At 36.3% G+C, this 13,152-nt stretch carries 11 protein-coding genes; 6 read left to right on the top strand and 5 right to left on the bottom strand.

Annotated elements, in window-relative coordinates:
- Positions 1–67: 67 nt before the first annotated feature.
- A complete protein-coding gene (locus B9Y84_RS20860) occupies positions 68–574 on the bottom strand; it encodes a DUF4920 domain-containing protein (protein WP_085517183.1) in 507 nt (168 codons plus the stop codon).
- A 122-nt stretch (positions 575–696) separates the two neighbouring features.
- Between B9Y84_RS20860 and B9Y84_RS11015 the strand changes: the two genes are divergently transcribed.
- The 5 genes from B9Y84_RS11015 to pyrE all read left to right on the top strand — a co-directional run bounded on the left by B9Y84_RS11015 (position 697) and on the right by pyrE (position 7,094).
- The gene (locus B9Y84_RS11015; protein WP_085517181.1) at positions 697–876 is read left to right on the top strand and encodes a hypothetical protein; all 180 of its coding nucleotides are present in this window, start codon (positions 697–699) and stop codon (positions 874–876) included.
- A gap of 167 nt (positions 877–1,043) precedes the next feature.
- The gene (locus B9Y84_RS11010; RefSeq protein WP_085517179.1) at positions 1,044–3,911 is read left to right on the top strand and encodes a leucine--tRNA ligase; all 2,868 of its coding nucleotides are present in this window, start codon (positions 1,044–1,046) and stop codon (positions 3,909–3,911) included.
- Positions 3,912–4,035: 124 nt separating this feature from the next.
- Complete coding sequence (locus tag B9Y84_RS11005; RefSeq protein ID WP_085517513.1) at positions 4,036–4,272, top strand: hypothetical protein; 237 nt, start codon at positions 4,036–4,038, stop codon at positions 4,270–4,272.
- Between the two features lie 140 nt (positions 4,273–4,412).
- A complete protein-coding gene (locus B9Y84_RS11000) occupies positions 4,413–6,320 on the top strand; it encodes a RecQ family ATP-dependent DNA helicase (RefSeq protein ID WP_085517177.1) in 1,908 nt (635 codons plus the stop codon).
- Positions 6,321–6,440: 120 nt separating this feature from the next.
- Positions 6,441–7,094, top strand: a complete 654-nt coding sequence (gene pyrE, locus B9Y84_RS10995; protein ID WP_085517175.1) for an orotate phosphoribosyltransferase — start codon at positions 6,441–6,443, stop codon at positions 7,092–7,094.
- Positions 7,095–7,215: 121 nt separating this feature from the next.
- Here the strand turns inward: pyrE and B9Y84_RS10990 are convergent, their stop codons facing one another.
- The 4 genes from B9Y84_RS10990 to B9Y84_RS10975 all read right to left on the bottom strand — a co-directional run bounded on the left by B9Y84_RS10990 (position 7,216) and on the right by B9Y84_RS10975 (position 10,697).
- Complete coding sequence (locus tag B9Y84_RS10990; RefSeq protein WP_085517172.1) at positions 7,216–8,124, bottom strand: EamA family transporter; 909 nt, start codon at positions 8,122–8,124, stop codon at positions 7,216–7,218.
- A gap of 219 nt (positions 8,125–8,343) precedes the next feature.
- A complete protein-coding gene (locus tag B9Y84_RS10985; RefSeq protein ID WP_085517171.1) occupies positions 8,344–9,270 on the bottom strand; it encodes a carbon-nitrogen hydrolase family protein in 927 nt (308 codons plus the stop codon).
- Positions 9,271–9,282: 12 nt separating this feature from the next.
- On the bottom strand, positions 9,283–9,897 hold the full coding sequence (locus B9Y84_RS10980; RefSeq protein ID WP_085517168.1) for a ribonuclease HII: 615 nt from the start codon (positions 9,895–9,897) through the stop codon (positions 9,283–9,285).
- Positions 9,894–10,697, bottom strand: coding sequence for a transporter (locus B9Y84_RS10975; RefSeq protein WP_085517166.1), 804 nt, complete (start codon positions 10,695–10,697; stop codon positions 9,894–9,896). Before B9Y84_RS10975 ends, B9Y84_RS10980 begins: the two co-directional genes overlap by 4 nt.
- Positions 10,698–10,847: 150 nt before the next feature.
- Here B9Y84_RS10975 and B9Y84_RS10970 point away from each other — a divergent pair, with 150 nt between their 5' ends.
- Positions 10,848–13,091: a TonB-dependent receptor gene (locus B9Y84_RS10970; RefSeq protein ID WP_085517164.1), complete on the top strand. Its 2,244-nt coding sequence runs from the start codon at positions 10,848–10,850 to the stop codon at positions 13,089–13,091.
- The last annotated feature ends 61 nt before the right edge of the window (positions 13,092–13,152 follow it).

Genomic DNA, 13,152 nt, shown 5'->3' with positions numbered 1-13,152 from the left:
AAGCAGTCAAATTTTAAATTTGACTGCTTTAGTTAGGATGCAATATTACTCAAACACCCAAAAAGCTTCATAATTTTACTCCTGAAGCCACAAACTTATAATCCATTCTAGGTTCAGTAATTTGAGCAATTTCTTCTGCAGATTTTCCTCCATCCTCAGCAAAATGTTTTAAGGTTTCGACATCCGTCTCTTCAATTTTAGCTGTTCCGTACATTTTCACGGATTTCCCAGCTAAATCTTTAGGCATAAAGAAGCCATAATCTTTGAAAGTTACACGCATTGACTCTCCGTTTGGTAAATCAACTTTCATCCAGCAACCCTTCGCTTGACAAACTTCTGTCACTTTTACTTCTACTACAGCCATAACAGAATCATTTGAATTCATGTCGCTTATCAAAAGATCCAATGGAGTTTCATTTTCAACTTCAAAAGATTCCCCTAAAAAATCGGACTCTTTTTCAATTTCAACTTCTTCTTTTTCTTCAAGCTCGGAAGTCTGCTCTGAACTTTCTTTTTGACTACATGAATTAAGCAGCGCTGCAAATACTAGAATCGATAAAAATATTTTTTTCATAAGTTTTTAAGATTTTGGATACGAAGGTAATTTTTATCTCGTTAAGAAAAAAGAAAAAAATGAATGCAACTTTTTGGGGTTTGGCATAATCATTGTAAAAGAAGTTTATAAATAGGATAAAGATGCAAAAGAGTAAAAATTTGAGTCGAAATATTTTCCTTGCGATTGGAGTAGTGGTCGGTATTTTGATTTTTCTTTTAGGTTCTCAGCTTAATGCTAATTTAGGACATGCTCAAAAGCAAGAGTTTAAAAACGAACACCTAAAGGAATCGAATCCTATTTTAAAGAAATTTTTTAGTTAGTTTTAGTTTAGTGATTAGTTGGTTAATGATTAAAGGTGCTTTCGGGCACCTTTTTTTATCCCGTTTTTTGAAAAGATTGCATTATTCTATTCCTTCCCAAGTCAAAAGCCTTAATTTTGCACTTTAAATAAAATTGGAATCTACAATAGATTAATATATACCGTATTATGTCAGAATATCAGTTCAGAGAAACCGAAAAGAAGTGGCAAGCCTACTGGGAAGAAAACCAGGTTTTCAAAGCTAAAGATGATTTTAATCAACCAAAGTACTATACATTGGATATGTTTCCTTACCCTTCTGGAGCAGGTCTGCATGTAGGGCACCCCTTAGGTTATATTGCTTCAGATATTGTAGCAAGGTATAAAAAGCAACAAGGGTTTAATGTGCTTCACCCAATGGGATTTGATTCTTTTGGACTTCCCGCTGAGCAGTATGCCATTCAAACTGGTCAGCATCCGGCTATTACTACTGAGCAAAACATTAACCGATATATAGAGCAATTAAAAAATATTGGCTTTGCATATGATTGGGAGAGAGAGGTGCGTACAAGCGATCCTTCTTTTTATAAGTGGACGCAATGGATTTTCTCATTGTTATTCAACAGTTGGTATGACCTAGTGGACAATAGAGCTCGTCATATTTTAGTGCTAGAAGAGCATTTCGAAAAAACAGGCAATCAATTGGTTAAAGCTGCTAGTGATGAAGAGATAGAACATTTCAGTGCCGAAGATTGGTTCAACTATTCTGAAGAAGAAAAACAAGAAATTTTATTAAAATATAGAATTGCCTATTTGTCGGAGGCAGTAGTAAACTGGTGTCCGGCTTTGGGGACTGTTTTGTCGAATGATGAAGTAAAAGATGGTTATAGTGAAAGAGGGGGGCATCCTGTTGAGCGCAAAAAAATGATGCAGTGGAGTATGAGAATCTCTGCTTTTGCTGACCGTTTGCTAAGAGGTCTAGAGGATCTTGACTGGCCCGAGCCGGTTAAAGAGATGCAGAGAAACTGGATTGGAAAATCAGTTGGAGCTCAGTTGGCATTTCAATTAGTAGATCAAGAAGAGAAAATAGAAGTTTTCACGACTAGAATTGATACTATTTATGGTGTGACCTTTATGGTGTTGGCTCCAGAACATGAGCTTGTTGAAAAAATCACTACTACTGAGCAGAAGCAAGAAGTTGAAGCCTATGTAAGCATTGCTAAAAATCGTTCAGAACGCGAAAGGATGACGGAAGTCAAAAGAGTATCAGGTGCATTTACTGGGGCTTATGCGATTCATCCGTTTACGAATGAAAAAATACCGGTTTGGATTGGCGATTATGTATTGGCAGGGTATGGAACAGGTGCTGTAATGGCAGTGCCATCTGATGACGATCGGGACAAAGCATTTGCCGAGCATTTCAATTTAGCTATAGTAGAGGTCGTTAATGAGCATGAAAAAATCATCAATTCTGATTTCTTGACTGGTTTAAGCATAAAAGATGCTCAAATGAAGGCGATTGATTTCATGAAAGATAAAGAAATCGGTTACGCTAAAATCAATTATAGAATGCGTGATGCGATATTCAGTCGTCAGCGCTATTGGGGTGAACCAGTTCCTGTTTATTTCAAAAATGATATTCCTTATTTATTAGAAGAAGACCAATTACCATTAGAATTACCTGAAGTAGATAAATATTTACCTACAGAAGATGGTGAGCCCCCTTTGGCAAGAGCTTCAAACTGGAAAACAAATGAAGGATACGAGTTGGAAAAAAGTACCATGCCAGGCTGGGCAGGTTCTAGTTGGTATATGTTCCGTTACATGGATGCACATAATAATGATGCTTTTGTAGATGAAGAAAAACAACAGTATTGGCAAAATGTAGATTTATATATTGGGGGTTCTGAGCATGCTACAGGACATCTATTGTATTCTAGATTCTGGACTAAATTCCTATATGATTTAGGCTATGTCAGTGTAGATGAGCCATTCCAAAAGATGATTAATCAAGGAATGATTCAAGGTATTTCAGAAAAATTATTACGTACTAAATCAAGAACTAACAATATTGGAGTTGCTGGATCGAAAGGAGTTCAACTATTGGACAAAGAAGAGTTTGAGTTTGCAAGTCTTGACATTTTTTCTAAAGAGGATTTAAATGGAGAAACACCTCAATTAGAAAATTACACATATGTTTATGCAAATATTAATTTTGTAAAAAATGGGGTTCTTGATGTTCCAAATTTCATAAAGGAATTTCCAGAATATCAGAACGCTATATTTCATACCAAAGGTGGATATTGGCAAAATGGTGAATATATTAAAACTGTTTCTGATGAGAAAGATTTCAAAACTAAATCAGAAGTAGAGAAAATGTCCAAATCCAAGTACAATGTGGTCAATCCGGATGACGTGATTGAAAAATATGGCGCTGACACTTTAAGGCTCTATGAAATGTTCTTAGGACCATTGGAACAGTTTAAACCATGGAATACTAATGGAATTGATGGTACTGCCAAATTCTTGAAAAAACTATGGAGACTTTTCCATGATACGGACGGTAACTTTAAAGTGGTTGATGCTGAGCCTGATAAGAAAGCTCTAAAAGCTTTACATCAAGCAATCCAAAAAGCAGAGTATGATATAGAAAACTTCTCTTTTAATACCTCGGTTTCTACATTTATGATCTGTGTCAATACCCTGACAGAACTGAAATGTAACAATAAGACTGTTTTAAGCGATCTAATCAGAATTATTGCACCTTATGCACCCCATATCTGTGAAGAATTGTGGTCATTGCTTGGTAATGAAGGTAGTGTATCAGAAGGTGGATGGCCAACATTTAATCCTGATTTTATACAAGAAGAGGAGCATACTTATCCTGTTTCTGTAAATGGAAAACACAGAGATAATATGACTTTTGCATTGGATGCACCAAAAGAAGAAATTGAGAAGGCTGTTTTAGCAAATCCTAAAGTGCAAAAATGGATCGAAGATAGGCCGATTAAGAAAATGATTATCGTACCAAAGAAAATAGTGAATATTGTGGTGTAAGTGGTCCTTGTGAAAGGCTTGAAGTGGCTGACGGTTTTTATATATACATGGCTGGGGCAGCGGTTTTGAGTTTACCAATCCCAAACCATAACCTTTCTATTTTTAGACTAATTGAATGAATTCTATGAAAAGCAGTGCAGTAGTTCACGAGTATTACAAAAGAGTTTTTGATGACTATATCGTTTTAGTTCAGGTGAACCCAATGGATTTCAGTGGCTTAGAGTTGATTGTCCATCCTGATAAGAAATTGGAGAAAACTAAAATGCATTTTGATGAAAATATTAAGGAAGATTTGGAGGTAGATGAATTTAAAGCGATTACATCTTTAGAGTTTAATCTATATTTGAAAGGCTTAGTGTAGTTTCAAAACTGAAAAATAGCAAAACTTCTTTCTTCCAAGTTTTTAGAGATGAGCAATTAATTCTGTTAGCAGTTTTTGTTTTTAAAGCTAATCATTAATATTAAAGTCATATTAGAGTTGTAAATATTGCTAAGCCAGAAATGCAGAACTTAAAAGCCATTGATGTCCTCCAAAAATACTGGGGCTATGAAGCCTTTAGAAGTATGCAGGAGGATATTATCGATTCTATAGTTTCTGCTAAAGACACTTTGGCTTTGCTTCCCACTGGCGGTGGAAAATCCATTTGTTTTCAAGTTCCTGCTTTAATGACAGAAGGGATGTGTTTAGTTATTTCTCCTCTAATTGCTTTGATGAAAGATCAAGTTGAGCAATTGAAAAGGAGGAAAATTCCTGCTGCGGCTGTTTATTCTGGCATGACCTATCGAGAAATTGATATTCTTTTAGATAATGCTGCTCATGGCGCCTATAAATTTCTTTACGTTTCCCCTGAGCGTCTCAAAACAGATTTATTTCTCGAAAGGGCCAAGAAAATGAATCTTAACCTTTTAGCAATTGATGAAGCACATTGTATTTCTCAGTGGGGTTATGATTTTCGTCCGCCATATTTACAGATAGCTGACTTTAGAGAATTATTTCCTGACTTGCCCTGTATAGCTTTAACGGCTACTGCCACTGAGGATGTTAAAATTGATATTCAGGACAAGCTCAATTTCAAGAGAGCAAATGTTTTTCAGAAGAGTTTCGCTCGGGATAATTTATCGTATTCCGTCAGGAAAGTCGAAAATAAGGAAGCGAAGCTATTTGAAATTTTACGTAAGATCAATGGTACCTCTGTTGTTTATGCACGAAACCGTAGGCGCACAAAGGACATAGCCGAATTACTCAAAAAAAATGGATTCTTTGCTGATTTTTACCATGCTGGACTTTCACAAGCAGACCGAAACGCCAAGCAAGACGCTTGGTTAACGAATAAGACTAGAATTATTGTTGCTACCAATGCCTTCGGAATGGGTATTGATAAACCTGATGTCCGTACTGTCATACATTGGGAATTACCTGATAATTTAGAATCGTATTATCAGGAAGCGGGAAGAGCAGGGCGTGATGAAAAGCCAGCTTTTGCGGTGGCACTATATCATCCTCAGGATTTCAAAGAAATGAAGGAACGACATGAATTAGCACATCCTGATTTTGATTTCCTCAAAAGATTATATCAGTCATTGGCTAATTACTTTAAAATTGCCATTGGTTCTGGTGAAATGCAAAGTTTTGACTTTGAAATACAGGATTTTTGTCAACATAATAAATATGAAGTGTATCCTGTCTTTCACGCACTCAAGGTACTAGAGGAGGAAGGATTTATACAATTGAATGAACAGTTTTTTCGCCCGTCAGGATTGCATATCAATCTAGATTTTAAAAACCTATATGCTTACGAAATTGCTAATGCCAAGTTTGAAAAGGTTATAAAGACAGTTTTGCGGATTTACGGAGGGGACCTCTATCAACAAGTTATTTTCATCAATGAATTACAGATTGCCAAAATAGCCGAAATGAGCCCGCAGGAGGTAGTAAAGCAATTAAAATTTCTCGATAAAGAAAATGTGATAGACTATTCGCCTAAGTCTGATTCACCACAATTGACTTTTCTGGAGGCTCGTCATGACGCTAATAAACTACCGCTTAATAAAAAAAGACTGGAAGAACGTAAAAAGCGTAAGCACGATAAACTTCTTGCTGTAAAAGATTATGTAGAAAATGATTTAGTATGCCGTACGCTAAAGTTATTGCAGTATTTTGGGGAGTATAAAGAAGAAGTTTGCGGAGTTTGTGATGTATGTCTTAATGAAAAAAAATCAGCGAGTTATGAGAAGAATTTAGAGCAAAAGATTTTAGAAATTTTAAACGATTCTCATTTAAATATAGAGCGACTTGCAGAAAACATAGAAGGCTATGCCAAAGAAAAAGTTATATCGATGGTCAGAAAACTCGATGATGAAGGTAAATTAAGAATAGACAAAATGGGGATGTTGAGTTTAGTAAATTAACTGTTTCATTTTGCATCATTCTAAGAGCGGGATAGATTTTGATTCCTTAATTATTCTTTTATTTCAACCTTGCCAATAAAAACCCTAAATTCGACCCAAATTCTAACTCAATTATTTCTTATGATTACCATCGCCAAATCAGAAATTGCACGTGCCATTGCTATTGAATTATTAGATGTGGGAGCTATCCAAATCAGACCTGCGAAACCCTTCACTTGGGCGTCTGGATGGAAATCACCCATTTATTGCGATAACAGGTTGGCATTATCTTTTCCTGAAACGCGTAGCATTATTAAGCACTATTTGTCTGACGTAATCAGGTCGAAATTACCTGAAGCAGAGGCTATTGCTGGAGTTGCGACTGCTGGCATTCCACAAGGTGTTTTGGTTGCAGAATCATTGGATTTGCCGTTTATGTACGTAAGATCGAAGCCTAAAGGTCACGGTATGGAAAATTTGGTCGAAGGTAAATTAGTGAAAGGTCAAAAAGTAGTGCTGGTTGAAGATTTAGTTTCAACAGGTGGAAGTTCTATAAAGGCAGCGGAGGCATTGCAAGCTCAAGGTGCGGACGTTTTAGGGATGGCGGCTATTTTTACATATGGTTTCGATGTTGCGGTTGAGAATTTCAAAAATGCAGGAATTAATTTAGTTTGTTTAAGTGATTATCCCCATCTTCTGGAAGAAGCATTAGCAAAGAAATTAATTAAAACTGATGAATTAGCCACTTTGAAAGAGTGGAGAGATAATCCTTCAGAGTGGAGTCCAGCCAAATAGCCCAGCCCCTCGCCCCCAAAGGGGGAAAACGCACGGAATTAATTTTGTATTTTAATTAATGTTTTAATACTTGAATTGCTTTAATAATCGAATGATATTAAATTGTGACAAAGTTGATATATTATTTTGTGGAATCAATTCCCCCTTTTGGGGTTAGGGGGCGTTTTATATTTGAAATTACAATTGCCAAAAGTATTGTAGCAACTCCCACCCATTGTAATCCTGTAACTTCTTCTGCTAAAAGCCAACTTGAAAAGAAGACGGCAACAGGTAGTTCCGCTGAACTTAAAATGCTACTGAGGCCTACTCCCGTTTGCGGGATTCCATACGCGTAAAATAGAGGCGGTATTACAGTTCCAAATAAGGCGAAAATCAAGCCCCATAACCATAAACCAGCTGTCAAACTACCATTCCATAAAAATTCAGGTGGAAATATGGCAAAAATGAAAAGACAAGCGCCTGTAATCATCATAGCACTTTTTTGCACGGGTATCAAAGCATTTCCAACTCTTCCATTTGCCCAGATAAAAACGGCATAGAAAAAGCCAGCCAAGAATCCGAACCCGATTCCTTCCAAGCTAAAAGGTATATTATCTAGACTGTAAACATTTCCCGCTAAATATGTACCGAAGAGAATGAAGACTACCGAAACCCACTGCATTCGTGTCGGGAATTTTCTATGAATAATTATTTCTAATAACATGCTGATCCAAGTGAATTGCATTAATAAGAGAATTCCAATGGAAGCTGGTAATTCTTGGATGGATTTATAATAGCATAAACTTACCAAGCCGGTGCTGATTCCAGTTAACAAAACCTTCCAGCTGTTTTTCCATGTGAATTTGAATTTAATGGCCCCAAATAAAGCTCTCCCTGCTAAAATCAACCATAGAATCACAGCTCCAAAAAATACTTGTGCACCTGTAACTTCTGCTAAGGTGAATCCTTCTTCGTATGAAATTTTTACTAGAGTGGTCAAAACTCCAAAACTACAAGCACCTAAAAAAACTAATATTGCTCCTCTTATCATTCCTTTTATTTTTTGGACTGCAAAAATGAGGAAATTTTAGATATTTGAATTAGGATTGTGGAAATATAAAATGATTCTCTAGGTTGGGCTTTTTCTATGATTGGTTTTTATCCGTTTTTATGAAGCCATTCAATTTAAATACAAGATGATTTTAACCATCAAAAGACAGAATAGCTCGATTAAAAATCTAAGCTTTTTGATCAACTTTTCCTTCAATCACTAGTCTTTACTAATATCGGGTTGGCTATTTACATCAAATCCAAATACATCGTTTCTGGCGTAATGACCAATCACATCAAAATCCATTTTTGCTCTGATGATTTCGTCATGATCGATTTCAGCGGTCAATAATCCTTCTTCATTGTACAAAGGACCAGCTAATACTTCCCCTAAGGGAGATATAATAACACTTCCACCTCTTGATAATACTTCTGGACGATCTTCTGCTAATTCTTTTTGCAGATGTTCAGGATAGTCGCTTTTCCTGATAAATTGATTAGATCCAATCACGTAGCACCTACCTTCACAAGCAATATGGATCAAGCTACTATTCCAGCTGTCTCGTGAATCAGCAGTAGGAGCCACATAAATTTCAATACCTTTTTGATACATAGCCATTCTTGCTAAAGGCATATAGTTTTCCCAACAGATCAGGCCGCCAATCTTACCTAGAGAAGTGTCAAAAGTAGATAGGCTTGTTCCATCGCCTTCTCCCCATACTAATCTTTCCGCTGCAGTAGGCTTTAATTTGCGATGTTTCCCCATCAATGATCCTTTATCAGAAAAATAAAGTAGTGTGCAATACAAAGTTTTACTTATCGTATCTTTCTCCGTAATGCCGATAGTGATATACATTTCATATTCTTTAGCCCATTTGGCAATCTTTTGAGTTTCGTCAGCGCCAACTTCTACGCTGTTCTCCCAATATTCTCTAAATTGGTCACGCCCTGCTTCTGTTCGACTACCAACTACAGTACCAAAACCCAATCCAGCTGGATAAGCAGGAATAAAGCTTTCAGGAAAAACCAATAATTGGACATCCTGTTTCGAGGCTTTTTGAATCCAATTTAATACAATATCCATAGTTTTGGATTTATTGAATAGGGCAGGAGTAGCTTGAACACAGCCTACTTTAAATTTCTTCATGCTAATAGTTTTTTAGTTCGTTTTTTCAAAAATATTTAATTGCTTTGGCAATAGTTGAAAAGATTTTCTATGATATTCAGTTATACCGAATTTCTGAATGCCTTCTCGGTGTTGGCGAGTTGGGTATCCCACATTCCGTTCCCAACCGTAATGAGGATGAATAGTAGCTAAATCTCTCATGAAATTGTCTCGATATTCTTTTGCTAAGATGGAAGCTGCGGCAATGCTGAAATATTTACTATCTCCTTTTATGATACATTCATGAGATAATCCAGCATAGGGTGTAAATCGATTCCCGTCAATCAATAAGAAATCAGGTTTTCGTGTTAACTGGTCTAATGCTTTGTGCATGGCCCAAAAAGATGCTTTTAAGATATTGACTTCATCAATTTCTTCAGGACTGCACTCAGCTATGGCCCAGGCAATGCTTTGCTCTTTAATGACATCTACCAATTCTGCTCGTTTCTTTCCACTCAATTTTTTGGAATCAGTAAGATAAGGATGCTTGAAACTCTTGGGTAAAATCACTGCTGAAGCCACTACTGGTCCGGCTAAACAGCCCCTTCCCACCTCATCACAACCAGCTTCAAAATTATTTTTTTTATCAAAGTAAGCTTTTAGACTCATTTTTTAACTTTAAATAAATAACCTAAACCAAATGCGATAAAGCTTTGCTGATATTCCACCAAACTATTGGTTTGTTGAACCATATCAAAACCTGCATGGACATCCAATTGAAGTTTTGGATTAATTAAGTAAATAAGTCCCCCATCAAAGTAATTTAAGGGGGTTCTTGATTCTGATAAGAAACCATATATTTCCGCATAAATCGATAATTTTTGATTCAAACTATACCCACTGTTGACGGTGTATCTCAGTCGGCCAAAATCATTAAATCGCTTATCATATCCTAAATTCCCCATGAGATACCATTCAGGGTTTAGTTGATATTTGGAAGTTAATTGGATTCTGTAAAAATTATTTCTTTCAAAGGTTTCAGGACTGAATGTATTAAAGCCATATTCTGCAACTATTGCTGTTTGAGGTTTTAGTCCAGATTCCTGCAGTAAATCAATTTTCGTCCCCACTACAACCGGTCCAGAGAAACTTTGCCAAATAAATTGAGGGCTTTGCCCACCTTCCAACAATCTTTCACTTTGATAAGATTGACTTAAACGCAATTCTAAGCCCTCTAGTAGTCCGTATTTCAACAATGTGTTATTCCAATTAATGAGTTGAAGTCTATCGGTTGGATTCACCGTTTCACTTTCAAAGGAAAAGCCTGCTTCAATTTGAAAATATCCTGACGGAATAGTTTTAGGATATTCTGAGAACCCTGGCCGGTCAGTGGCAATTTGAATACTGTCTTCCTGTGCGTTTGCAAAGAATGAAATACTGATTAAGATAACTAAATAGAAATATCTCATGGATTGGTTATTAAGAAATGCAAGTTAATAAAAATCCATTGTTCATAGAATATTGTTTTTTTTGACAAACCTTTTTCTAGAAATTTAGTAATCTAATTATATATTTTATATTTGCATTAATAATAATTTAGATTAATCTAAAAATAATTCATGTTAAGATCTTTACTGTTCATAATCAGCTTTATAACTGCAGCCAGTACTTCAATAGCTCAGGAAGTCAGACTACTCATAGAAGATGAAAATGGAGCTCCATTACCTTTTGCCACAGCTTATGATAATGATCTTGGATATGGAGCGACAGCTGATGAAAATGGTGTCATTTCGCTAAAAGTAGAGAAGGGAAGTACATTAATCTGGATTTCCTATGTCGGCTATCAGAAACGCGAAATTGAGGTAGAGAAAATGGACCTCAGTAAATCACATACTATTCGACTCTTACCTGATAAGTTAGGTTTAAATGAAGTGGTCGTCAGTGGGCAAATGCAAGCAAGAAGCTTGAGGAATTCGCCTGTAAAAGTTGAAGTTTTTAAAGCAGATTTTCTAAATGATTTTTCACAAGGATCAGGAAATTTGATGGAAAATATTTCGATGGTCAATGGGATTCAAGAAAATGTCGCTTGTGGTGTTTGTTATACCAACGAAATCAGCATCAATGGCCTACAGGGTGCTTATACCTCTCTCTTGATTAATGGAATTCCAATTTATGGGAATTTAGCAACCGTTTATGGACTCAATAGTATTCCCACAGATATGATGGAAAAAGTGGAAGTGGTGCGTGGTCCTGGTTCTACGCTTTATGGATCTGAAGCTATGGCAGGGGTAATTAATATTATAACTCCACATGCGGAAAGAAACAGTATAAAGCTTAATTCAAGCTATTCGCAGTTTGGAGAGTGGAAAGGAAATATCATTGCGCAGCATGGAAAAGATGAATGGAAACATTTTTCAGGAGTGCATTGGGATATGGCCAATCGTTTCGTAGATCAAAATGGAGATTTGTTTTCAGACATAGCACTGAGAGATCGATTTTCTGCTTTCAATTTTTCAGAAAATAAAAAGAAGCAATTCTCTTTAGGGGGCAAATATTACTTTGAAGACAGAAGAAATGGGGTTTTGGAATATGTCAGGGACAGGAACTATAAACAATTAAGAGGTAGTGACCAGGTGTATGGCGAGAGTATTTTTACTAACCGCTGGGAATTATTCGGTGATAAAAAATATGGAGACAGCCCTTTTAGATTACAATTTTCTGCTAGTCAGCATTGGCAAGATAGTTATTATGGAGATACTTTTTATGAAGCCCAACAGCATCAAGCATTTGCCAATTTCATTTATGAAAATGAGCTAGGAAACCATAATCTTTTATCAGGTTTTAGCCAAAGAATAACGTACTATGATGACAACTCTCCAGCTACAGAAAATGAGGGTAGTAATCAACCGGATTTACAAATTGTTCCTGGTATTTTCGTGCAGGACGAATGGACAATTAATGAGAATTGGAAAGCATTATCTGGTGCTAGAGTAGACTACTATAATCGACATGGATTTATTTTTTCTCCTAGGCTCAATGTTCAATACCAGCTAAGCGAGTGGACAAATTTCCGTTTCAATAGTGGGACCGGTTTTAGAATAGTAAATTTGTTCACTGAAGACCATGCTTTTGTTTCTGGACAAAGAGAATTATTGATAACGGAAGATTTAGATCCAGAAAGGTCCTTTAACGTTGGACTTGGATTCCAACATGTTTATACTTTTGGTAATCAACAGGGAAGTATTGAGTTGGATGGTTTTTATACTTACTTCACCAATAAGATCATCCCTAATTATGAAACGCCTGGTTTTATTATTTACGCCAATTCGGAGGCATATGCCTACACTCGCGGCTTGAGTGCCAATATAAACCATCAACTTGGCGCAAGGCTTTATCTAAATGTAGGTGCTCAATGGCAGAATGCTCGGCAGGCAGTACTTAGTGAAAATGATATTCTGGAAGAAAGACCAATTATGTACTCGCGAGATTGGTCAGGAGTGGGATCATTAGAATATAGTTTTCCATTCGATATAAAATTAAATTATAGCTTCAACTGGAATGGGCCCACCGCCATGCCAGAAGTGTTTGATGTTAATGTCAATGGGGAAATTGAAAGAAGGAGAGCTGTTTTATCTCCTGCTTTTGCAATACATAATCTTAAAATTAGAAAAGAATTTAAGCGAATTGAAGTATTTGCTGGTGTTCGGAATATATTCGATAATGTTCAGGAAATATCGCCTCTGAGCGGGACGAAAGATGAAACAACCCCATTGGGCTTCGGGGAGTTTTTTGACACCGCTTATAATTACGGAAGTGTGATGGGACGGAATTTTTTTGTAGGATTTGATTGGAGTTTAAATTGATAGAATACTTAAAAAATTACATCCTTTTATTTTTTAAGTATATTTCTAAAGTCAGGTCAAG

The sequence above is a fragment of the Marivirga sericea genome (genome assembly GCF_900177665.1).
Taxonomy (GTDB): Bacteria; Bacteroidota; Bacteroidia; order Cytophagales; family Cyclobacteriaceae; genus Marivirga; species Marivirga sericea.
Note: the sequence above shows the minus strand (reverse complement) of the source record. Positions and strands in the feature narration are given on the sequence as shown.

Excerpts from the sequence above, each read along its gene's own strand:
- B9Y84_RS10985 (WP_085517171.1), bottom strand. The coding sequence starts at position 9,270 with ATGAAGAAATTTAAAGTAGGCTGTGTTCAAGCTACTCCTGCCCTATTC.
- B9Y84_RS11015 (WP_085517181.1), top strand. The coding sequence starts at position 697 with ATGCAAAAGAGTAAAAATTTGAGTCGAAATATTTTCCTTGCGATTGGA.
- pyrE (WP_085517175.1), top strand. The coding sequence starts at position 6,441 with ATGATTACCATCGCCAAATCAGAAATTGCACGTGCCATTGCTATTGAA.
- B9Y84_RS10975 (WP_085517166.1), bottom strand. The coding sequence starts at position 10,697 with ATGAGATATTTCTATTTAGTTATCTTAATCAGTATTTCATTCTTTGCA.
- B9Y84_RS10970 (WP_085517164.1), top strand. The coding sequence starts at position 10,848 with ATGTTAAGATCTTTACTGTTCATAATCAGCTTTATAACTGCAGCCAGT.
- B9Y84_RS20860 (WP_085517183.1), bottom strand. The coding sequence starts at position 574 with ATGAAAAAAATATTTTTATCGATTCTAGTATTTGCAGCGCTGCTTAAT.
- B9Y84_RS11000 (WP_085517177.1), top strand. The coding sequence starts at position 4,413 with ATGCAGAACTTAAAAGCCATTGATGTCCTCCAAAAATACTGGGGCTAT.
- B9Y84_RS11005 (WP_085517513.1), top strand. The coding sequence starts at position 4,036 with ATGAAAAGCAGTGCAGTAGTTCACGAGTATTACAAAAGAGTTTTTGAT.
- B9Y84_RS10980 (WP_085517168.1), bottom strand. The coding sequence starts at position 9,897 with ATGAGTCTAAAAGCTTACTTTGATAAAAAAAATAATTTTGAAGCTGGT.
- B9Y84_RS10990 (WP_085517172.1), bottom strand. The coding sequence starts at position 8,124 with ATGATAAGAGGAGCAATATTAGTTTTTTTAGGTGCTTGTAGTTTTGGA.
- B9Y84_RS11010 (WP_085517179.1), top strand. The coding sequence starts at position 1,044 with ATGTCAGAATATCAGTTCAGAGAAACCGAAAAGAAGTGGCAAGCCTAC.